Origin of the sequence: Pseudooceanicola aestuariicola, from assembly GCF_045763785.1 — a bacterium.
In the GTDB taxonomy this organism is placed as follows: domain Bacteria; phylum Pseudomonadota; class Alphaproteobacteria; order Rhodobacterales; family Rhodobacteraceae; genus Pseudooceanicola.
This window is the reverse complement of record NZ_JBJGSF010000004.1, coordinates 185,905-208,184: the sequence shown is the minus strand read 5'-3', so window position 1 is coordinate 208,184 and position 22,280 is coordinate 185,905. Positions and strand designations below refer to the sequence as shown.

Annotated in this window: 18 protein-coding genes; 7 read left to right on the top strand and 11 right to left on the bottom strand. The window is 63.1% G+C overall.

The features are described 5' to 3' along the window. Window positions 1-45: 45 nt before the first annotated feature. Window positions 46-3,450: a bifunctional proline dehydrogenase/L-glutamate gamma-semialdehyde dehydrogenase PutA gene (gene putA / locus ACI3GR_RS15870; RefSeq protein WP_407495950.1), complete on the bottom strand. Its 3,405-nt coding sequence runs from the start codon at window positions 3,448-3,450 to the stop codon at window positions 46-48. Between the two features lie 115 nt (window positions 3,451-3,565). On the opposite strand from putA, the gene ACI3GR_RS15865 reads away from it, so the two are divergent. Then, complete coding sequence (locus ACI3GR_RS15865) at window positions 3,566-4,027, top strand: Lrp/AsnC family transcriptional regulator (protein ID WP_407495949.1); 462 nt, start codon at window positions 3,566-3,568, stop codon at window positions 4,025-4,027. Between the two features lie 4 nt (window positions 4,028-4,031). Here ACI3GR_RS15865 and ACI3GR_RS15860 read toward each other — a convergent pair whose 3' ends face one another. Then, window positions 4,032-4,886 carry a glycoside hydrolase family 25 protein gene (locus ACI3GR_RS15860; RefSeq protein ID WP_407495947.1) on the bottom strand — a complete coding sequence of 285 codons (855 nt, stop codon included), beginning with the start codon at window positions 4,884-4,886 and terminating at the stop codon, window positions 4,032-4,034. Between the two features lie 239 nt (window positions 4,887-5,125). Between ACI3GR_RS15860 and ACI3GR_RS15855 the strand changes: the two genes are divergently transcribed. The 6 genes from ACI3GR_RS15855 (at window position 5,126) to ACI3GR_RS15830 (ending at window position 13,249) form a co-directional block, all read left to right on the top strand. Next, window positions 5,126-6,418 carry an amidohydrolase family protein gene (locus tag ACI3GR_RS15855; protein ID WP_407495946.1) on the top strand — a complete coding sequence of 431 codons (1,293 nt, stop codon included), beginning with the start codon at window positions 5,126-5,128 and terminating at the stop codon, window positions 6,416-6,418. Between the two features lie 306 nt (window positions 6,419-6,724). Further along, on the top strand, window positions 6,725-7,711 hold the full coding sequence (locus tag ACI3GR_RS15850) for a BMP family protein (protein WP_407495945.1): 987 nt from the start codon (window positions 6,725-6,727) through the stop codon (window positions 7,709-7,711). Between the two features lie 251 nt (window positions 7,712-7,962). After that, the gene (locus ACI3GR_RS15845; protein WP_407495943.1) at window positions 7,963-9,504 is read left to right on the top strand and encodes an ABC transporter ATP-binding protein; all 1,542 of its coding nucleotides are present in this window, start codon (window positions 7,963-7,965) and stop codon (window positions 9,502-9,504) included. Next, window positions 9,494-10,546 carry an ABC transporter permease gene (locus ACI3GR_RS15840; RefSeq protein ID WP_407495942.1) on the top strand — a complete coding sequence of 351 codons (1,053 nt, stop codon included), beginning with the start codon at window positions 9,494-9,496 and terminating at the stop codon, window positions 10,544-10,546. The genes ACI3GR_RS15845 and ACI3GR_RS15840 overlap by 11 nt, the downstream gene beginning before the upstream one ends. Then, entirely contained in the window at window positions 10,543-11,484 is a 942-nt protein-coding gene (locus ACI3GR_RS15835) for an ABC transporter permease (protein ID WP_407495941.1), read from the top strand. The genes ACI3GR_RS15840 and ACI3GR_RS15835 overlap by 4 nt, the downstream gene beginning before the upstream one ends. Before the next feature lie 235 nt (window positions 11,485-11,719). Then, window positions 11,720-13,249, top strand: coding sequence for a class I adenylate-forming enzyme family protein (locus ACI3GR_RS15830; RefSeq protein WP_407495940.1), 1,530 nt, complete (start codon window positions 11,720-11,722; stop codon window positions 13,247-13,249). A 254-nt stretch (window positions 13,250-13,503) separates the two neighbouring features. On the opposite strand, the gene ACI3GR_RS15825 is transcribed toward ACI3GR_RS15830, so the two are convergent. From ACI3GR_RS15825 to ACI3GR_RS15785, 9 genes are all read right to left on the bottom strand, one after another. Then, window positions 13,504-13,956 (bottom strand): SRPBCC family protein, encoded by a 453-nt coding sequence (locus ACI3GR_RS15825; protein ID WP_407495939.1) that lies wholly within the window; start codon window positions 13,954-13,956, stop codon window positions 13,504-13,506. Between the two features lie 16 nt (window positions 13,957-13,972). After that, window positions 13,973-14,170 (bottom strand): hypothetical protein, encoded by a 198-nt coding sequence (locus tag ACI3GR_RS15820; protein WP_407495937.1) that lies wholly within the window; start codon window positions 14,168-14,170, stop codon window positions 13,973-13,975. Next, the gene (locus ACI3GR_RS15815) at window positions 14,163-14,945 is read right to left on the bottom strand and encodes an XdhC family protein (protein WP_407495935.1); all 783 of its coding nucleotides are present in this window, start codon (window positions 14,943-14,945) and stop codon (window positions 14,163-14,165) included. Before ACI3GR_RS15815 ends, ACI3GR_RS15820 begins: the two co-directional genes overlap by 8 nt. Beyond that, a complete protein-coding gene (locus ACI3GR_RS15810) occupies window positions 14,942-16,126 on the bottom strand; it encodes a vWA domain-containing protein (protein WP_407495934.1) in 1,185 nt (394 codons plus the stop codon). Before ACI3GR_RS15810 ends, ACI3GR_RS15815 begins: the two co-directional genes overlap by 4 nt. Continuing rightward, the gene (locus ACI3GR_RS15805; protein ID WP_407495932.1) at window positions 16,123-16,998 is read right to left on the bottom strand and encodes an AAA family ATPase; all 876 of its coding nucleotides are present in this window, start codon (window positions 16,996-16,998) and stop codon (window positions 16,123-16,125) included. The genes ACI3GR_RS15810 and ACI3GR_RS15805 overlap by 4 nt, the downstream gene beginning before the upstream one ends. Window positions 16,999-17,047: 49 nt before the next feature. Then, the gene (locus ACI3GR_RS15800; protein ID WP_407495930.1) at window positions 17,048-19,474 is read right to left on the bottom strand and encodes an aerobic carbon-monoxide dehydrogenase large subunit; all 2,427 of its coding nucleotides are present in this window, start codon (window positions 19,472-19,474) and stop codon (window positions 17,048-17,050) included. Then, the gene (locus ACI3GR_RS15795) at window positions 19,471-19,965 is read right to left on the bottom strand and encodes a (2Fe-2S)-binding protein (protein WP_407495928.1); all 495 of its coding nucleotides are present in this window, start codon (window positions 19,963-19,965) and stop codon (window positions 19,471-19,473) included. The genes ACI3GR_RS15800 and ACI3GR_RS15795 overlap by 4 nt, the downstream gene beginning before the upstream one ends. Before the next feature lie 13 nt (window positions 19,966-19,978). Next, complete coding sequence (locus ACI3GR_RS15790; protein WP_407495926.1) at window positions 19,979-20,833, bottom strand: FAD binding domain-containing protein; 855 nt, start codon at window positions 20,831-20,833, stop codon at window positions 19,979-19,981. 133 nt (window positions 20,834-20,966) lie between these two features. Beyond that, complete coding sequence (locus ACI3GR_RS15785; protein WP_407495925.1) at window positions 20,967-22,094, bottom strand: MHYT domain-containing protein; 1,128 nt, start codon at window positions 22,092-22,094, stop codon at window positions 20,967-20,969. Window positions 22,095-22,280 lie beyond the last annotated feature (186 nt).

The window sequence follows — 22,280 nt, the reverse complement described above, 5'->3', positions numbered from 1 at the left end:
CTGCGGCCAATTCACCCCCGAGAGGTATTTCTGGAAAGATGAAGCCTAGCTGGCCAGAAGGGCGGCGTTGCCCCCGGCGGCGGTGGTGTCGACGCAGAGGTGGCGTTCGTGCAGCACGTAGGCCTTGTCGGGCTGGGCCGTGATGAGCGGCAGGATCGGCCCGTCGCGGTCGGCCAGCGCCTTGGCATAGATGCGGGCATGGTCGGGATCGCCCCACCAGATCGCGGCCGAGACGTCTGTCAGCGTGGCGAGGGTGACGGCTGTCAGCTCTCCGGTCACCTCGATCGCGTGGCCGCCAAGGGCGGTGACCGCGTCGGCCTGTGCGCGGGCGGTGGCCTCTCCGGGCCCTAGGCACAGCACCGGGGGCCGGGTGTGGGTGGAGAGGCGGTTCAACTCTCCGGTCGGACCGGGGAGGAGCGCGTCGGTCAGGTGCAATTCGCGGGTGGTGGCGATCTTGGCGTGCAGGGTCGCAAGGTCGGCGGGGCCGTCCCATGTGGTGCCCGTGTCGCCGGGATCGGGTGCGAAGAAGCGGTTGAGGTAGAGCGGTCCGCCCGCCTTGGGGCCGGTGCCCGACAGGCCTTCGCCGCCGAAGGGTTGGGAGCCGACGATGGCGCCGATCTGGTTGCGGTTGACGTAGGTGTTGCCGACGTGGATCGCCTGAGAGACGGATTGCACGCGGTCATCGATGCGGGTGTGCAGCCCGAAGGTCAGGCCATAGCCGCGCGCGTTGATGTCCTGGACCACGCGGGGCAGGTCGCGCGCCTTGAAGGTGGCCACATGCAGGACGGGGCCAAAGACCTCTCGTTCCAGATCGTTGATGCCGCTGACGCGCAGCAGGGTCGGGGGGACGAAGGTGCCGGTGGTGGGGACGTCACGCTGATGCAGGATCGAAGCTTTATGGTCGTCGAGGTAGCCCATGATCTGGTCGCGGGCGGCGGCGTCGATCACGGGGCCCACGTCGGTGGACAGGTGCCACGGGTCGCCGATGCCCAGCTGATCCATCGCGCCTTTGATCATTTCGATCACCTGAGGCGCGGTGTCTTCTTGCAGGTAGAGGCAGCGCAGGGCCGAGCAGCGCTGACCGGCGGATTGGAAGGACGAGATGACGATGTCGCGCACGGCCTGTTCGGGCAGGGCAGTGCTGTCGACGATCATGGCGTTCAACCCGCCGGTTTCCGCGATCAGCGGGGTGCCGGGGCTAAGGTGTTCGGCCATGGTGCGATTGATGCGCTGTGCGGTGGCGGTCGAGCCGGTAAAGACCACACCCTTGATGCGCGGGTCGCTGGTGATCGCCGCGCCGACCTGTGCGCCGGGGCCGGTGAGCAGTTGTAGGGCGGGGCGGGGGACGCCCGCGCGGTGCAGCAATTGGGTGGCGTAATGGGCGATGATCGGGCTTTGTTCGGCGGGTTTGGCCAGCACGGCGTTCCCGGCCATCAGCGCGGCGCTGATCTGGCCGGTGAAGATGGCGAGAGGGAAGTTCCACGGGCTGATGGCGCTGATGATGCCGCGGGGCGCGCGGGTGTCAGCTTCGCCCATGGCGGCGTAGTAGCGCAGGAAATCCACCGCTTCGCGGATCTCGCCCACGGCGTCGGGAAGGGATTTCCCCGCTTCGCGCGCAAGGATCGCCATGATGGGGCCGAAGTGCTCCTCGTAGAGGTCAGCGGCGCGGCGCAGGGTGTCGGCGCGGGTTTTGGGGGAGGCGTCCCATAGCGCGGCGTCGTCGATGGCGCGGGCGGTGGTCTGTTCGTCGGCGTCGGTGACTTGGGCGACGGTGTCGCCGGTGGCCGGGTTGGTGACACTGCGCGTGGGGCCCGTGGGGTCGGAGACGGTGATCGGACCCGCGTCGGGGATCGTGATGTCGCGGGCTATGTCGATCTGCGCCAGCGTGGCGTCGTCGAATAGGTCCCAGCCGCGGGAATTGACCCTATCCTTGCCGAAAATGTCCTTTGGCTGGACAAGGCCCGAGGGCGGCGGCGTGGTTTTCACGGCCTCGAACGGGTCGGAGGCGATGTCTTCGGGGCGGACGTCTTCGTCGACGATCTGGTGAACGAAAGAGGAGTTCGCGCCGTTTTCCAGCAGACGCCGGACGAGGTAGGCCAGCAGGTCCCGATGCGCGCCGACGGGGGCGTAGATGCGGCAGTGTCCGTCGGTTTCTTTCAGCACGATGTCATGCAGCCGTTCGCCCATCCCGTGCAGGCGCTGGAATTCGTAGGGCCGACCGTCCGCCAATTCCTGCACGGCGGCGACGGTGTGGGCGTTATGGGTGGCGAATTGCGGGAAGAGCCGGTCGGTCATGCCGAAGAGTTTCTGCGCAAGGCAGATATAGGCGACGTCGGTGGCGGGTTTGGTGGTGAAGAGCGGGAAATCGGGCATGCCAGCGACTTGGGCCAGCTTCATCTCCGTGTCCCAATAGGCGCCTTTGACCAGACGGATGTTCATCTTGCGATCATAGCGCTGCGCCATGTCGTAAAGCGCGTCCAGCGCGGCCCCGGCGCGTTTGCCATAGGCTTGGACCACAACGCCGAAGCCGTCCCAGCCAGCAAGCTGCGGGTCGGAGAGCACCTTGTCGATGACCTTGAGCGACAGGACCAGCCGGTCCTGTTCTTCGGCGTCGATATGCAGGGCGATTCCTGCGTCCTTGGCCTGCCGGGCCAGACGGATAACGATGGGGGTCAGCTCTTTCAGCACGCGGGGTTCCTGGAACACCTCGTAGCGGGGATGCAGGGCGGATAGCTTGATCGAGATGCCGGGGTTGTCGACGATATTGTCGTGCTTCGCATGGGCGGCGATGGCGCGGATCGCCTCGGCGTAATCCTTGGCGTAGCGGTCGGCGTCTTCTTGGGTGCGGGCGGCTTCGCCCAGCATGTCGAAGGAATAGGTGTATCCCTTGGCTTCTTGCGCCTCACCGCGTTTCAAGGCGGCCTGAATGGTTTCGCCCAGCACGAACTGTCGGCCCATTTCCTTCATCGCGCGGGTGACGGCGGTGCGGATCACAGGCTCCCCCAGCCGTTTGACCGCGCCGCGCAGCACGCCTGCGACGCCCGGCTGATCGTCGTCCAGCACGCGGCCCGTCAGCATCAGCGCCCAGGTGGAGGCGTTGACCAGGGATGACGCAGCGGTGCCGAGGTGTTTGTTCCATTCAGACGGCGCGATCTTGTCTTCGATCAGCGCGTCGATGGTAAAGCTGTCGGGGACGCGCAGCATCGCCTCGGCCAGACACATCAGGGCGACGCCTTCGCGGGTGGACAGCCCGTATTCCGCCAGGAAGTGTTCCATCAGGGTTGGCCGCGCTTCGGTCCGGATGCGGTTGACCAGTTTGACGGCGCGGTCGGTGATCGCGCGGCGGGTGGCGCGGGTGATCCCGGCGCTGGATTTCAACGCGGCCAGAACGTCGTCCTGATCCGCGTATTTCGCGTCAAATCCTAGGGTGGGGAATTCTTGGTGTGCCATGAGAGCCTCGGTCCGGTGCATGTGCGGCATGGTACGGTGGTTTTGCTGGTCTGATTGACCAACTATGGTAACTTCGGTGGGCAATCCGACCAATTTTCACGTCACGGAGGGGCGTATGGACGAATTAGACCCGATCAACCGGCGAATCCTGCAACATCTGGTGGCGGATGCGCGGACGCCTGTGACTGAACTGGCGCGCGCGGTGGGTTTGTCAAAAACCCCCGTCGCCGCGCGGATCAAACAGATGGAAGAGGCGGGGCTGATCACCGGGTACCGCGCGATCCTGTCACCGCTGAAACTAGGGCTGACCAACGTGACCTACGTCGAGATCAGCGTCAGCGACACGCGCCAGAAGGCGCTGGAGGAGTTCAACGCCGCGATCCGCCTGATCCCCGAGATCGAAGAATGCTACATGATCGCGGGCGGATACGATTATCAGGTGAAGGTCCGGTCGCGCGATATGGCGCATTTCCGGTGGGTGTTGGGAGAGAAGATCTCGACCCTGCCGTATGTCACCTCCACCACCAGTTACGTGGCGATGGAGGCGGTGGTCGAACAGAACTGGGTCGATATCTGAGGGGCTAGCGTTGCTGCCGCCGCGCCAGCCAGGCGTCCCAGGCGGCGTAGGGTCCGGCAAAGGCGTTCAGGTCGACCTTGCCACCGATGCCGCGGACGATGCCGGTGCCGGTGTACTGCCAGAAGGTCCAACGCTCATCCGGGTAGCGTTCTGACGGGTGGGCGATGACCGAGCGCAGCCAGAATTCAGCCGTGGAGATTGAGCCGAGGTCGTTTTCTTCGTAGAAGTCCGGGGTCGTGTAGATCACTGGGGGCGTGCCGTAGTGACGCGTGACGATATCGGTGAAGATGCGGATTTCCGACCGGACGGTCGCCGGATCGGGGCGCAGTTTGCAGGTCTTGGACTGGTGGTTCCATTCCATGTCCAGCACGGGCGGCAGATCACCGGGCACGCGCGGGACATTCTGGATGAACCACTGCGCCTGTTCGCGGGCCGTGCGGCAGAAATAGTAGAAATGGTAGGCGCCCACGGGCACGCCCGCCGCCCGCGCGGCGACGGAATTGATCGGCCAGCCGGGATCCTTGTGATCGCCCCCTTCGGTTGCCTTAAGCCACGTAAAGGAGATGCCCGACCGGCGCACCGCGTTCCAGTCGATCACCCCCTGATACCGCGAGGCGTCGATGCCATGCACCTGATAGCTGTCGGGCGTGCGGCCTTCCCATTCATGCGGGTCATTGTCGCCAAAGCGGGCCGGTATGCCGGGGGCGCGATAATCGGCGGGGTCCAGCGCGCGGGGCGTGTAAAGGGCGGGTTCTGACGGGGTGCGCGGGCCGCTGCCGCAGCTGGCCACGATCAGGCCTATGGCGATCAGGGCGAAAACGCGGGTTGCGACTTTGTGGGCGCGGGAGGGGCGGGTCATGGCTGCTCTGCTTTTGTTTTATTTGCCCGGAGGGGTCGCGGCGAAGATAGCGCGGAATTACGGCTGATAACATGTAAAATAGATGTGCGTTTTCCGTCGGCTGCTTGTTGCTTGTGCTGCGGGGCGGGAAATGGCGGCGGGTCCGCTGGAGGCATAGGTCGCGGCTTGCATTGGCGGGGGTGGGGCCTAATCTGCCCCCAATATTCGCCACCACAACTGACAGTCAGGAAGGCCCGCCCATGGTTGATCTACTTCTGAAAAACGCGGCGCTGCCCGACGGGCGTACTGGTATCGATATCGCGGTGACGGGTGGCAAGATCACTGGCGTGGAGGCCGGGATTGATGCCGAGGCCGGAGAGGTGATTGATGCGGGTGGTCTGCTGGTCAGCCCGCCGTTCGTCGATCCGCATTTCCATATGGACGCGACCCTGTCGCTTGGCCTGCCGCGGATGAACGTGTCGGGCACGCTGCTGGAAGGCATCGCACTGTGGGGAGAGCTGCGGCCCACCCTGACCAAAGAGGCGTTGATTGAACGCGCCGTGCGCTACTGCGATCTGGCGGTGTCCAAGGGGTTGATGGCGGTGCGCAGCCATGTCGACGTGTCGGACCCCCGGCTGGTCACGGCCGAGGCGCTGCTGGAGGTGCGGGAGATCGTGAAGCCCTACCTTGACCTGCAGCTCGTCGCGTTTCCGCAGGATGGCTATTATCGCGAGCCGGGGATAGTCGAGGCGCTGGAACGGGCTTTGGATATGGGGGTCGAGGTGGTGGGCGGTATTCCGCATTTCGAACGCACGATGGAAGACGGCGCCCGGTCAGTCGAGGCGCTGTGCCGGATCGCGGCGGATCGGGGTCTGATGGTCGATATGCATTGTGACGAAACCGATGATCCCCTGTCGCGGCATGTGGAGAGCCTGGCGGCGCAGACGGTGCGCTTTGGCTTGCAGGGGCGCGTGGCGGGGTCGCATCTGACCTCGATGCATTCGATGGACAATTATTACGTCTCCAAACTGCTGCCCCTGATGGCAGAGGCGCAGATGGCCGCGATCCCGAACCCGCTGATCAACATGATGCTGCAGGGGCGACATGACACATATCCTAAGCGGCGCGGGCTGACGCGCATTCCACAGATGATGGAGATGGGGATCCCCGTGGGTCTGGGGCAGGATTGCGTGATGGACCCGTGGTATTCGATGGGGACGGGCGATTTGCTGGACGTGGCGCATATGGCGGTGCACGCGACGCAGATGGGGTCGATCGTCGATAAACAGGCGCTGTTCGATGCGGTCACGGTGAATTCGGCGCGGATCATGGGGCTTGAGGGCTATGGGCTGGAGGTCGGCTGTCACGCCGACATGGTCCTGTTGCAGGCGCGGGATGTGACCGAGGCGATCCGCCTGCGACCCAATCGGTTGAAGGTGATCCGGCGGGGGCAGATCGTGGCCGAGACCGCGCCAGAGGTGACGACCCTGCGGTTGGAGGGTCGGCCTGATAGTGTTGATCCAGCGGATTATGCGCCGAAGGGTGTTTCCTGATGTTGGTCTAAAACTGACGCTGATCATGCGTACCGCCCGGCGGCAACGCCGGGCAGCGCCGACCCGCCCCCCAGGGCGGCGCTTTCGCGCCACCCTCGGGTCGGTCGCTGCCCTCTTCTCTGAATTTCCATAACTCATTTGACCAATTGGTCAGAAATTGCCCAATATCGAGGCACTGATGTGTATACAGGTGCTATCGGGATCGGGCGAACGCTTGACATAACGTCATGCGCGAACGCTCAATCAGATCACCAACGCAAAGCGGTCCGGCATTTGAACGGGCCCGCAGGGACAAGGACGATTGCCATGAAATTCCAGATCACTCGCCGCCATTTGCTGCGCACCTCGGCCGCTGCCGGGGCCACCACACTGTTCGCGCCGTCGCTGCTGCGCGCGCAGACCAAGGTGAAGGTCGCGGGGATCCACGCCTCTCCGGTCGAGAACACGTGGAACTCGGTCCTGCATGCGGCGCTTGCGGGGGCCGCGGCGGATGGGGCCATTGAATACACCTTCTCGGAAGGCGTGTCCGGCACGGACTATCCCCGCGTGATGCGCGAATACGCCGAAGCGGGCAACGCGCTGATCGTTGGCGAATCCTACGCGGTCGAGCGTGAAGCGCGCACCGTCGCGGGCGATTATCCCGACACGGCCTTCCTGATGGGGTCGTCGGGCGAGGCTGCGGGCGACAACTTTGGCGTCTTTGGCACGTGGAACTGGGAAGCGGCGTACCTGTGCGGCATGCTGGCCGGGGCGATGACCGAAACCGGCACGGTCGGGTCCGTCGGCGCGATCCCGATCCCCGAGGTCAACATGCTGATCAACGGCTTTGCCGATGGTGTGCACGCGGTGAACCCGGACGTGAAACATCTGGTCGGCTTTATCGGCACCTTCTTTGATCCGCCCAAGGCGCGCGAGGCCGGTCTGGCCCAGATCGACGGCGGCGCGGACATCCTGTTCGGCGAACGCATCGGCACGGCGGATGCGGCGAAGGAACGTGGGATCAAGGCGGTCGGGTCGATGATCGACTACACCCCGCGTTACCCTGACACTGTTTTTGCCAATGCGCTGTGGTCGTTCCGTCCGCTGCTGGACGCGGCGGTTGCAGACGTCGCGGCGGGCAATCCGGCGGGCAAGAACTACACGCCGCTGAGCCTGATGAAAGACGGCGGCAACGATATCTCTTACGTTGAAGGCGCGGCCCCGGCAGATGCGGTTGCCAAGATGGAAGAGGTCCGCGCAGCGATCAAAGCGGGCGAGTTCGAAGTGCCACGTAATTTCGACGAGCCGAAGTAAGCACTTGTCGATGACGACGAAGACTGAGGATGACGTGGCTTGCGGGCCGCGTCATTTATGTGCGCTGTGGTCTGTGCAAAGGGTCGCGCCCGACACTGGGTGGGCGCATGCACGGATGTATCAAGAAGGCACGCAAAAGCATTCAGGTGGGTTGAGATGCGAATGACATCGCGAATGCGCCCTCCCGGGGGGAGGGTCGGGCGCGGCCCGGGCTTACAGCCCGCGCTGACAATGATCCTAGGTGTCGCGTTATGACCCGCGTCCTCGAACTCACCAACATCACCAAGCGGTTCGGCAAGCTGGCGGCGAACGAGGACGTCTCTCTCCATCTCGACCGAGGAGAGATCGTGGCCCTGTTGGGCGAAAACGGCGCGGGAAAGACGACGCTGATGTCGATCCTCTTTGGCCATTACACCGCGGATGAGGGCACCGTGAAGGTCGAAGGCGCAGAACTGCCCCCCGGCAAATCCCGGGCCGCCATTCAGGCGGGCGTCGGCATGGTGCACCAGCATTTTGCATTGGCCCCGAACCTGACCGTGCTGGACAATGTGATGACCGGGACCGAACGGCTGTGGTCGCTGAAATCGCAGCGGGCCCGGGGCAAGGCCAAGCTGGTCGCGCTGTCGGAAAAGTTCGGGCTGAAGGTCGATCCGGATGCGCGCGTGTCTGACCTGTCGGTGGGCGAATGTCAGCGGGTCGAGATCCTCAAGGCGCTTTACAACGACGCGCGGATCCTGATCCTTGATGAGCCGACCGCCGTTCTGACCGCGCAAGAGGCCGACAGCCTGTTCCAGACGCTGCGGCAGATGACGGCGCAGGGGCTGTCGCTGATTTTCATCAGCCACAAATTGCACGAGGTCATGTCGGCCTCGGACCGCGTCGTCGTGCTGCGCCGGGGCAAGGTCGTGGCGGAACGCAAGACACGCGACACCAGCCGCGAAGAACTGGCCGAACTGATGGTGGGTCACAAGGTTGAACGCCCCGCGCGCCCGCCTGCGACGCCGGGGAAAGTGCTGCTGGAAGGGGTGGACCTGAACCTGTCAGGCCACGGTGGCGCGTCGCTGCACGGGATCAGTTTCCGGCTGCGGGCGAATGAAACGCTTGGGATCATCGGGGTTTCGGGCAATGGGCAGACGACGCTGGCGGGGCTCGTCTCGGGCCTTTATCCGCCGGACAGCGGGCAGTTGCTGATCGACGGGCGGCAGGTCGGCACGCATGACGTGCCCCATGCCATCGCCGCCGGGATCGGGCGCATCCCCGAGGATCGCAATGCCGAAGGCACGATCGGCGATATGAGCACATGGGAAAACGCAGTGCTGGAGCGGATCTGGTCGCCGGATTTCTCAAGCCGCGGGATGGTCAAACGCGGGGCGGCGCGGGCCGCGACGCAGGACATCATCGATACCTATGACGTGCGCGGGGCGTCCGTCGACGGGCGTATCCGGCTGCTGTCTGGCGGCAATATGCAAAAGCTGATCTTGGGCCGTGTGCTGAATGCCGGCCCGAACATCTTGGTCGCCGCGCAGCCCAGCCGGGGTCTGGACGAAGGGGCCATCGCCGGGGTCCACCAACGCCTGCTAGAGGCGCGCGGACGCGGGGCAGGGGTGCTGTTGATTTCGGAGGATCTGGACGAGGTCATCGGCCTGTCGGATCGCATCTGCGCCATCGTCGGCGGTCGGCTGTCGCCGCCCATCCCCGCCGAGAGGGCGGATGCACGGATGCTGGGCCTGATGATGGCCGGGGATTGGAGCGCGGCCGAGGCCGTTGGGATCGGAGGCGCGGATGCGGTTTGAACGACGCGATCACCCGTCACGGGCGCTGACCGTGCTGGCGCCGATTGGCGCGGTTCTGGCGGCGCTTTTGGTGGCGGGGCTGCTGATCGCCATCGCCGGGGCGAACCCGCTGCGCGCCTATGGTTTGATCCTAAAAGGCGCTTTCGGGTCTAAACTAGGTTTTTCCGAAACCCTGACCCGCGCGACACCGCTGATCCTGACGGGCCTTGCCGCCGCCGTCGCGTTTCGCGCGCGGCTGTGGAATATCGGTGGCGAAGGACAGTTCTATCTGGGCGCGCTTGGCGTCACCGCCTTTGGCATGATCCCGGCGGTCGCGGGTCTGCCCGCAGTGGTCACGATCGTTTTGTGCCTGATCGCCGGGGCCGTGGCGGGGATGGTGCTGTTGCTGGTGCCGCTTGGGCTGCGGTTGAAGTTCGGGGTGGATGAGGTCGTGACCACGCTGTTGTTGAACTTTGTCGCCGTACTGTTCGTGTCGCTGATGATTGAAGGTGCCATGAAGGACCCGCTGGCTTTTGGCTGGCCGCAATCGGTTCCGGTGCCGGATAGCGCGGTGCTGCCCAAGCTGATGGACCGCACCCGGTTGCACATCGGGTTGATCATCGCGCTGGCGATGGCGGTGGCGGTCTGGTGGTTGCAGGCGCGTACGGTCTTTGGGATGCGGGCGCGTGCGGCGGGGCTGAACCCGCGCGCCGCGGCCTTTGCCGGGGTGCCCTTGGGGCGGACGCTTGTCATGGTCGCCTGCCTGTCGGGTGGCCTTGCCGGACTGGCGGGCGCGATCGAGGTGATGGGCGTCAAAGGTTACGTCACCACGGACCTGTCCCCGAACTATGGCTATTCCGGTATCGTCATCGCGATGCTGGCCAATCTGAACCCCATCGGGGTGATTGCCGCCGCGCTATTTTCGGCCATCATGTTCGTGGGCGCGGACAGCATGTCGCGCGCCCTGTCGATCCCGTCTTATATCGCGGACGTCACGGTGGCGCTGTCGCTGCTGACGATGCTGGTCGCGATCTTCCTTGCCCAATACAGGATCCGCCGATGAGCATTTTGTTCGATATCCTCGGCTCTGCCGGGTTGTGGGAAGCGGTGCTGCGGATCGGCACGCCGCTGATCCTTGGAACGCTTGGGGTGTTGCTGTGCGAACGCGTGGGTGTTCTGAACCTCGGGATCGAAGGCATCATGACCTTCGGTGCGATGCTGGGCTGGCTGACGGTTTATTCCGGCGCCGATCTGTGGACAGGCATGTTGGTGGCGGCCTTGGGCGGCGCGGCCTTTGGGTTTCTGCATGCGCTGCTGACGGTGCCCTTGGGGCTTAGCCAGCATGTGACCGGGCTGGGCATCACGCTTTTTGCATCTAGCTTTTCCTACTATGTCTTCCGGCTGGCTGTTCCGACATCGTCGCAGCCCCCGACGGTCGAGCCGTTTCAGCCTGTCGAAATCCCCGTCCTGTCGGACATTCCCTTTGTTGGGCAGGTGCTGTTTTCCCAGACCGGCCCCACCTACATGGCGCTATTGCTGGTCGTGGTTCTGGCATGGGGGCTGTACCGCACGCCCGCCGGACTGGCCGTGCGCATGGCCGGAGAGAACCCGCACGCCTTGGACGCGCAGGGTGTGGACCCGATCCGGTTGCGCATCCTGACGATCATGGCCGGGTCGGCCTTGATGGGGATGGCCGGGGCCTTCCTGACCCTGGCGGCGTTCAATTCGTTCTTTCCGACCATGGTGCAGGGGCGCGGCTGGATTTGCGTGGCGCTGGTGGTCTTTGCCATGTGGGATCCGGCGCGGGCGCTGTTGGGCGCGTTGCTGTTCGCGTTCTTCGATGCGTTCCAGCTGCGCCTGCAAACGGCGGTCGAAGGCGTGCCCTATCAGTTGTTCCTGATGTTGCCGTATGTGCTGTCGATCGTGGCGCTTGTCGTGATGGCGCGGCGGGCGCGGGTGCCGCAGGCGCTTATGCAACCTTACCGGCGGGGCGAACGTTAGGGTCCAACAGGATCTGCATGTCAACCGCATCTTCTGCGAAAGCAGTCTGCCGTCTTGGCGCGGCACGTTAATTTCGCGGGTTAATCTGTATACACGAATTGGAGCCAAACTGAGGTATGTCGCAGGTTCCGTTCGCTGTTGCGCCACGTCATACTGTCTGCCGGAGGATGAGACGATCGGGCGAGCGCCGGATCGAGGAGGAGACAGCGATGATCAGATCACGACGGGGCGCGGCATGAACCCGGCCGAATGGCTGCACCGCGCAGCCACCCGGTGGAGCGACCGCCCGGCGCTGTTCACCGGAGAGGATTTGGTGGCGCGCTATGCCGACTTTGACCGTGCGGCTGCGTCCATCGGCGCGGCCCTGCTGGCGCAAGGCGTGGCCCCCGGTGATCGCGTGGCGGTGTTCATGGCGAACCGCGTCGAATACCTGATCGCGCTTTACGGCATCTGGTACGCAGGCGCGGTAGCCGTGCCGATCAATGCCAAGCTGCACCCGAAAGAAGCGGCTTGGATCATCGACCATTCCGGCGCCACGCGGGTCATCACGGACGATAGCTTGGGCGCAGAGCTTTCGCCGCTGTTGCCAGACGGGGTTGCGACCGTATCCGTCGATGGGCCGACCTTTGCGCGGATGCGGCAGGCCGCACCAATGGCCCGGCCCGCGCAGATGGACGCAGAGGATCTGCTGTGGCTGTTCTATACCTCGGGCACCACGGGCAAACCGAAGGGCGTGGCGCTAAGTTGCGGCAATATCTCGGCGATGATGTACACCTACCTTGCGGATGTGGACGAGGTGCGGGCCGAGGATGCGATCCTCTATGCCGCGCCGATGTCGCATGGCGCGGGGCTTTACAACTTTATGCACGTTCTGCGCGGCAGTCGTCACATCGTGCCCGACAGCGGCGGCTTCGACGCGGCCGAGATTTTGCAGTTGGGCAAGGCGATGGGTCCGATCTCCATGTTCGCCGCGCCGACCATGGTGCGCCGTCTGGTCGATGCCGCCCGCGCCGGGAATGAAACTGGCGAAGGGCTGCGATCCATCGTCTATGCGGGCGGACCGATGTACGAGGCCGATATTCTGGACGCGACCGAGGTGATGGGTACGCGGTTCATCCAAATCTACGGGCAGGGCGAATGTCCGATGGGGATCACTGTTCTGCCGCGCGAGGATGTCAGCGACCGCGCCCACCCGCGCTGGCGCGACAGGCTGAATTCCGTGGGCTTCGCCCAAAGCGCCGTGTCGGTTCGGATTCTGGGCGAAGACGGTCACGAATTGCCCCCCGGCGAGATCGGAGAAATCGCTGTGCGCGGCGCGACCGTCATGTCGGGCTATTGGCAGAACCCGGAGGCCACGGCCAAGACGATCCGCGATGGCTGGTTGTGGACGGGCGATATGGGGCGGATGGATCAGGACGGCTATGTCACGCTGCAGGACAGGTCCAAGGATATGATCATCTCGGGCGGGTCAAACATCTACCCGCGTGAGGTCGAAGAAGTGTTGCTGAGCCATCCATCGGTGCACGAGGTTGCAGTGGTCGGCCAGCCGCACGAGGAATGGGGCGAAGTGGTCATCGCCTTTGTCGTCGTCGTGCCGGGTGCGGAGGTCGCGTCCGCCGATCTGGACGCCCTGTGTTTGGACCGGATCGCCCGCTTTAAACGGCCCAAGGCTTATCGGTTCGTAGAGTCGCTGCCAAAAAACAACTACGGCAAGGTTCTGAAAACAGAGTTGCGAGAGAGGCTGGCGGTGGAGGCTGATCGCTAATCGGTTAGGTCTGTGGCTGGGCGCCGCGCTGCACCGCAGAGCCTCGGATCATCGCTGATTTCTTTTCTTACGGCATCAAGAAATCAGATATCCCGCCGGTTACGCAGTGGGTTCAGGTGCTGAGGTCCTCTGAAGCCGGGCACAGACAAAGATGTGGCAGGCAAATGCCGAATGGTCCTTTTCCAAGATTGGGATCGCCGCAGTAATGCGGCGACCTTTGGTATGTTCGATCTTGGTTCAGGCCGCCGCCGGGCTCATGATACGGTGTTTTCTTCGACCACTTCTTGGAAGGTCTTGAAGAACTTGTCCGCCAGTTTCTTGGCGGTGCCTTGGATCAAACGGCTGCCCAGCTGGGCAAGCTTGCCGCCGATCTCGGCCTTGGCTTCGTACCGCAGAATAGTCTCGTTGCCATCCTCGGTCAGCGTGACATCCGCACCACCCTTGGCGTGCCCCGCGGCACCACCGTTGCCCTGTCCGGTCAGCGAAAACGCGTCTGGGGCACCGGCCGTGTCCAGAGTGACATCGCCGCTGAATTTCGCCTTTACTGGGCCGACCTTGAGGACGACTTTTGCCTCCAGTTCATTGTCGGACTTCTTGATCAGCTCTTCGCAGCCGGGAATGCATTGCCTCAGCACCTCTGGGTCCTGCAGGGCCTCGTAGACCACGCGTTTGGGGGCAGAGATGCGAATTTCGTCAGACAATTCCATTAGTTTTTCCTTTTCTTTAGCAACAGGGGAACTTGACCCGTGCAAGCGTCTCGGCCTGCTCGGGCGTCAGGGAAAGTTTCTTGCGCAACCGCTCTAGCCAAGAGGAGCGCAGAGATGGCCGGGCTGTGGTGGTATGATCACACAGGCCCGAGCTTTGGGTGGTCTGCCACGATGTGTCCGGATCAGGCGGCAGTAGTAGGTCGAGGTCATGCATCAGAGGCGCTCCCGATGGATCGGCGGCGTAACTGCGTCAGTTCGGCCAAGATCGATAGGGCGATCTCTTCGGGTGTGACGGCACCGATATTCAGCCCCGCGGGGGCCGAGACTGCCTCGACCTGTGCCGGGTCCGCCCCGGCCGCGATCAGTTTTTCTGCCAGATTGGCGAACTTCTTTTGGCTTCCCACAAAGGCCACATGGTCCGCCCCGACCGCCAGCGCTGCAGTCAACGCATCAAGATCGCCCTGTCCCTGCGTGGCCACGACGATGGCGCGCAATCCGTTGATATTGGTCGCTGTCGCTCCTCGCGTGACCGACCAGTGGAAATGCGGGGCCAGTGTGACCAGCGCCTCGGCGACCGGAGAACTGCCTGCGACCACCATTTCCGGCATCGGCAGGCAGGGTTCGATGAAGACGTCGATCGTCCCCCGCGACGGGCAGCCGTTGCGCGCGTAGATCACACCGTCGACCTCGGCTCCGGGCGCAAGTCCGCGTTCGCTTAGCTGGTCTTCCGGCGTGACCGAGATCAGCCGCGGAGCGCCGGTTTTCAGGGCCTCCAGCACCGCCTTTTTTACCGCCCCACGGGTGCACCCGCCTCCGAGAAAGCCCCGAAGGATAGTGCCGTCCTCTCCGACGATCGCCTTGGCGCCGGGCTTGGCGGCCGTCGTCCCCGCCGTGCGAACGATCGTGGCAAACGCGAAGGGTTCTTGCCGTGCGCGCAGGGACTGCGCCATATCGGCCATATCTGTGGCAAGGATCTCGGCAGGGGTCATAGTCGGACAAGCTCCGGTTCCAGCGCGGCCATGTCGGCCAGCGTGTTGGCTGCAGTGAAGAGATCGATGTGCGGCAGGGCGGCGGTCATGCCCGCGGCAACGGGCTGGTAATCCTTCCAGCCCTTGAGAGGGTTCAGCCAGATGATCCGGCACCCCCGTTTGCGAAGACGGGCCAGCGCGCGGTCCAGATGCTCGGGCGGGTCGGTGTCATAGCCGTCCGACAGGATCATCACCACGCTGCGGCCATCGACAAAGCGTCGGGCGTAGGTTTCGGCGAACAGCCCAAGGCTTTCCCCGATCTTCGATCCGCCGCCGAACCCGTCGGCCATTAGCGACATCCGCCCGATCGCCCGCATGGCATCGCGATCGCGCAGCGCCTCGGTGATACGGACGAGACGCGTGTGAAACAGATAGGCATCGGCTGTTGCGTCGCCCCGCATAAGCCCTGCCAGAAAGGCGAGAAAAACTTGCGCATAGACCCCCATGGAGCCAGAGACATCGCAAAGCGCGACGATTTTGCGGGCCCGGTCCGGTCGCTGTCTGCGGAATAGACGCAGAGGCTCGCCTCCGGTCGACAGGCTTCGCCGGATTGTCTTGCGAAAATGCAGCCGGTCGCCTTTGCGCGCCGCAATCCGCCGGCGCGAGCGTCGATCGCGCAAGGCCATACCCAGGCGTCGGGCAACTGCCTCGGCTTCGGCGATCTCTTCGGGTCGCACAAGGTTGCGTAGGTCCCGGCGTGACAAGTTGCGCATCCGGGTGGCGATCAGCTTGCCTTCGCCGTCCCGCTCGGCCTCGCCATCGCCGCCATCGGGCGCGGTGGACTGGCCTGCGCCGCCGCTATCCTCTCCGGTTGCGTCGCGGGACGAATGTACGGAGTCATCGCCCTTCTGCGCCTTTGGGGTCGCAACCACCTTTTGCCGGACGCGCCCCATGTCCATCCAGTAGGATGCGAACAGGTCGTCAAACCGCTCTGCCTCGTCCTTCGTTCCGGTGCACACGGCGCGCAGCGCCGCGCGGGCGAGCATCGGGCGGGCGGCCTCAACATGCATTAGCGCCGCCAGCGCAGTCTCGGTTTCCTGTGCGCCAAGCCTCAGGCCATTCTCGCGCAGATGGGCCATGAACCCCGCCATCCGTGCCGCTGCACCGGGGTCGCGGGCGGCAAAGCGCGTAACGCGGGTCATGCGGCTTTCCCCGCGATGCGCTGCGCGACCTCTGTCGGGATCGCTGCGCGATCTGCCTGCGTTTTCAAAAGCGTTGTCAGTGTCGTCTGCAAAACTGCCGGGTCATCGGTCAGGTCCGCGATGCCCAGCCCCATCAAGGCCGCAGCAAAATCCAGCGTCTCCGCAATGCCCGGAACTTTCTCCAGATCCTCTTTCCGAAGCGTCTGGACGAAACCGATGATCTGCCCGGCCAGCCGCGCCTCGATCCCCGCGCATCGGGCCTGAAGGATCGCGAGTTCGGTCTCCCGGTCCGGGTAGTCGACATAGGAATAAAGACACCGTCGCCGCAGCGCGTCCGACAGATCGCGCGTGCCATTAGAGGTCAGGATGACCATCGGTCGGGAGGTTGCCTCGATCGTCCCCAACTCGGGCACGGTGATCTGATAATCGGCCAGCACTTCAAGGAGGAAGGCTTCGAATTCTTCGTCAGCCCGGTCGATTTCGTCGATTAGCAGGACCGGAGGCACGTCCTGCGTGATGGACTGCAATAACGGCCGTTCCAGAAGGTAGTCGCGGGAAAAGATGCGGTCCTCGACCTCCTTCCCGGTCTCCCCGTTCTCCGCCGCCGCGCGGATCGCCAGCAGCTGCCGCTGATAATTCCATTCATAGATGGCCTGCGCCGCATCCAGCCCCTCGTAGCATTGCAGCCGGATCAGCCGCGTGTCCCGGGCTGCGGCCAAAACACGGGCGACCTCTGTCTTGCCGACACCCGCCGCGCCTTCCAACAGCAGCGGTCGCTGCAAAGAAAGCGACAGGTGTAGGGCCACTGCCAGATCGTCCGAGGCAACATAGCCTTGACCCGCCAAAGCGGTTTGTAGATCGGTCCAGGTCATTTCAGTCTCCGGATCGGGCGGGTCACCTACGCGACCCGCCCAGGTTGCCTTAGTCGTGCAGACCAAGGCTGTTCGCGGTTTTCCAGATGCGCCAGTGGTCGTGGGGCATATGCGTATGCCGCAGACCGAAGGCCCGGAACGCATCGTTCACCGCGTTCGAGAAACACGGCACGCCGCCCACATGGGGGCTTTCGCCCACGCCTTTCGCCCCGATCGGGTGATGCGGCGACGGCGTGACGGTGTGGTCGGTTTCATAGTTCGGAACCTCCCACGCCGTCGGCAGGAAGAAGTCCATCAGCGTGCCGGTCTTCACGTTGCCCATGTCGTCATAGGCAATTTCCTGCCCCAAGGCGACGGCCAGTGCTTCGGTCAGACCGCCATGGACCTGTCCTTCGATGATCATCGGGTTGATCCGGGTGCCACAATCGTCCAGCGCATAGAAGCGGCGGATATCCGTGACGCCGGTGTCGACATCGATGTCCATGACGCAGATATAGGCGCCAAAGGGGTAGGTCATATTCGGCGGGTCGTAATAGCTGACCGCCTCCAGCCCCGGTTCAATCCCCGGAATGGCCTGGTTATAGGCGGCGAAGGCGATCTCCTTCATCGTCTTGAACTTTTCCGGCGCGCCCTTGACCACGAACCGGTCAACGTCGAATTCGACGTCGTCGTCGTGCACTTCCAGCAGGTAGGCCGCGATCATCTGCGCCTTGGCGCGGATTTTGCGCCCCGCCATGGCCGTCGCCGCCCCTGCAACCGGGGTAGACCGGGACCCGTAGGTGCCCAGACCATACGGAGCCGTATCCGTATCACCTTCTTCGATTGTGATACTGTCCGCAGGCAACCCGATCTCGGTCGCCAAGATCTGCGCGAACGTCGTCGCGTGACCCTGACCCTGAGAAATCGTCCCCAGCCGTGCAATCGCGGACCCGGTGGGATGGATGCGTATCTCGCAAGAGTCGAACATGCCAAGTCCAAGGATATCGCAGTTCTTGACCGGGCCTGCGCCCACGATCTCTGTAAAGAATGACAGCCCGACGCCCATCAGCTTGCGCGTTTTGCCGGCTTTGAAGTCCTCGACGCGCTGTGCCTGTTCGGCACGCAGGCCGTTGTAATCCACAGCAGTCAGCGCCTTGTCCCAAGCGGTGTGATAGTCGCCGCTGTCATATTCCCATCCCAAAGCCGACTGGTAGGGGAACTGGTCCTTCTTGATGAAGTTGATGGCGCGCAGCTCTGCCGCGTCCATGTTCAACTCGATTGCCAGAACCTCGATCATCCGTTCGATGAAATACACCGCCTCGGTCACGCGGAAGGAACAGCGATAGCTGACCCCGCCCGGTGCCTTGTTGGTGTAGACCCCGTCCACCGCCAGATAGGCCGTCGGGATGTCATAGGACCCGGTGCAGATGTTCATGAACCCGGCCGGGAACTTGGTCGGATCGGCGCAGGCATCAAACCCGCCGTGATCCGCCGTCACGTGGCAGTGCAGCCCGGTGATCTTGCCGTCTTTGGTGGCGCTGATCTTACCGGTCATCCAGTAGTCGCGAGCGAAGGCGGTGGTCATCAGATTTTCCATCCGGTCCTCGATCCACTTCACCGGAACGCCGGTGACAATGGATGCGACGACGGAACAGACGTAGCCCGGATAGGCGCCCACCTTGTTGCCGAACCCGCCGCCGATATCGGGCGAGATCACGCGGATGTTGTGTTCTTCGATGCCCGAGATCAGCGAGACCACGGTCCGGATCGCATGTGGCGCCTGGAACGTTCCCCAGAGCGTCAGCTTGCCATTCACCTTGTCCATCGACGCCACGCAGCCGCAAGTTTCCAGCGGGCAGGGGTGGGTGCGGTGGTAGTACATGGTTTCTTCGGCCACGACCTCTGCGCTGTCGATGACCTGATTTGTGGCCTCCTTTTCACCCACTTCCCACGTGAAGATATGGTTGTGGTGCTTGCGCGGCCCATGCGCGCCATCGGGGAGGGAGCCGTCCTCGGCCACCAGATCCTCGCGCAGGACCGTGTCGGATTTCAGCGCCTCGAATGGGTCAACGACGACCGGAAGTTCTTCGTACTCTACCTCGACCAGTTCAACCGCATCTGCGGCGATATAGCGGTCCTTGGCCACGACATAGGCGACCTCCTGGCCCTGGAACAGCACCTTGCCATCCGCCAGCACCATCTGTTTGTCGCCTGCGAGCGTCGGCATCCAGTGCAGCCCAAGCGGGCGAAGGTCGTCCGCCGTCAGAACCGCCACCACACCGTCGACAGCCATGGCCGCCGACGTGTCGATCGATTTGATACGGGCGTGCGCATAAGGGGAGCGGACGAAATCGCCGAACAGCATCCCCGCCAGCTTGATGTCGTCGACATAGTTGCCCTTGCCCTGCGTGAACCGGGCGTCTTCGACCCGCTTGCGCTTGCAGCCCATGCCGCCAAGGGCATCGACCCGTTCTTCGCGTGTAACTTCGTCCTTCATTCCGCGGCCTCCTTTGCAGCATTCAGCTCGCTGGCCGCAGCGAGAATGGATTTCACGATGTTCTGGTACCCGGTGCAGCGGCAGATGTTACCAGCCATGCCAAAGCGGACCTCTTCCTCGGTCGGGGTCGGGTTTTCTTCCAACAGTTTGGAGGCGCGGGTGATCATGCCGGGCGTGCAAAAACCGCACTGGAGCCCGTGGTGTTCTTTGAACGACTCTTGCAGCACGTGAAGGCTGTCGGGGGATCCCAGACCTTCGATGGTGGTGACGTCCTTGCCGTTGGCTTGCGCCACGAACATGGTGCAGGACTTCACTGATTTTCCATCGATCGTCACGGTGCAGGCGCCGCAATGCGAGGTTTCGCAACCGATATGCGGGCCGGTGATATTCAGCCGCTCGCGCAGCGTGTGGATCAGCAGTTCGCGCGGTTCGGCCAGAAATTCCTGCGCCTCACCATTCACGGTCAGCTGGATATGCATCTTCTTGCTCATTGGGTCCTCCCTCTCACGCCCGCGACCAGGCGCGCGCGATGGCGCGGCGCAGGATCACGGCAGCTGCGTGTTTTTTGAATTCGACAGGGCCGCGGTTGTCCTGCATCGGGTCAATGTCGCCCAGCATGGCTGCGACGGCGGTGTCGATGTCGGCCTCACCCAGGCTGGTTCCGGTCAGGGCAGCGCTGGCGGCTTCGGAATAAATCGGCGTGTCGCTAAGGTTGGTCATCGCGATGGATGCGGCAGTGCAATTGCCCCCGTCCTTCGTCAGCAAAACGGCAGCGGCGGCGGTGGCGTAATCACCGATCTTCCGCTTCTGCTTTTCATAGGCATAGCCGCCCGAAGGTGCGGCGAACGACACGGCTGTCAAAACCTCGTCGTCTGCGCGGTCCGTCATATAAGCCGCCTCGTAGAACTCACGTGCTGCGACGGTGCGTTCGCCATCCGGCCCGACAAGCGTGAAGCTCGCATCAAGGCACTGCATCAGCCCTGGCATGTCGTTACCCGGATCGCCATTGGCAACGTTGCCGCCGACGGTACCCATATAGCGCACCTGAGGGTCCGCGATCTGGAGCGAGGCCTCGCGCATGATTGGGGCGACTTTAAACAGTTCCTCATTGGCGATGATCTCAGCTTGGGTGACCATGGCACCGATGCGGACCGTGTCACCATCGACCGTGATACCGCCCAGACCGTCCACGTCCTGAAGATCGATCAGGTGCGGTACATCGGCCATACGGAGTTTCATCATAGGGATCAGACTGTGACCCCCAGCAAGTACGCGCGCTTCATCGCCGTGCTGTGTCAGCACCGCGAAAACGCCCTCCATGTCCTTTGGACGATGGTATTCAAAAGCCGCTGGAATCATCGGCTCCTCCTCCCTGAGCTAGTGATCTGGCTTGGGAGAGGCTGACCGGGCAGCGGGCATAAGGCTTCTCAAAACGCTTTAATATCGCGCTTTTTGCACGAAATGCGCCGTTCTCTGCACGAGTTGCGCCGAGTTACGCGAAGGCGCTCTGCGCATCCTTGAGATGGGACCGGCTGACCGGCACCTTGGGCAGGTCAGCCGGTTCGAACGAGCAGCGGCCCTTGTCCTTGTCGCGTTCAAACAGAACAACTTTCGACGGGTTCACGATGTAGCTGCGGTGCACTTTGATGAAACCGTCAGGCAGCAATCGCTTCGACGCCTCTGTGATGGGCCAGACGCAGAAGTAGCGGCCCTTGGATGTGTAGACCTGAGTGTAATGACCGTCGGCCCGAACGAACGCTATCTCGCTGGCGGGGACGCGAACTTTGCTGCCTTCCCTTTCGCAGGGCAGCCAAGAGCCGGACATTAGCCCGTCACTGGCGGAGGGCTTTGTGGTCGAAAGTGTTTCGGGGGGTGATGCTGCCTGACGCTCAGCCGGTTGGTTTTCTGCTGGCATCAGAAGGGTAGAGCCGACCCACAGGAAGATACCGAAGATTGCGAAGCTGCTTAGAATCACGCCGATGGCCATCGTTTCATTGCTGATGAGCGGACCGATTTCGTGAGTGCCTGACAATTCGATGAAATTGGTTCCTGCCATTGCGAGGAAATGAACCGCCGTGACCGCCACGCCGAAGCAGACTGTTCCGATCACAATATTTCGGTTTGATCGGGTCCCGTAAGCGATCCCGAATGCAAGGATGCATAGCCCAATTGCCAGGATGGACGAACTGATCACGCCAACGGCACTGTAGACGGGTTGGCACAACTGCATTCCGGCCATCCCGACGTAATGCATCGCCAGAACACCCGCCCCGACCAGCGTCCCCGCAGCGACAATTGTCGTGGGGGTGCGGCGCGTGAAATGCAGCAGGATCAGTGCCAGTGTTACGATCAGTATGGCGATCAGCGCTGAGACCAGCGTAATTGCCGCGTCATAGTAGAACAGGATTGGCATGCGTAAGCCCAGCATTGCCACGAAGTGCATCGACCAGATGCCTGTACCCAGAGTGACCGCAGCCAAAGCGACTGACAGCTTCTTCTGAAGTACCGACTTTCTGGATAATTCCCGCGTCAGGAAAAGCCCTGTCGCCCCCGCGACGAGTGCCACGACGAAGGAAACAGCTATGAGCCAAGGATTATGTCCGACGTCTACGTATGCCATGGTGCGCACAATGCATCACCAAACGATGCGAGGCAAACTCGGTTTGCACGGCTTTTCACTGACGTAACGCCTGCATGCAATTTGATGCGACCTAAAGCTGATCTACTGAAACGCCGAGAGAATGGCCGCCGCACGGCGCCGGTGATCGCACTTGGGTCAACAAATATAATGTCCGGACTGCGTGGC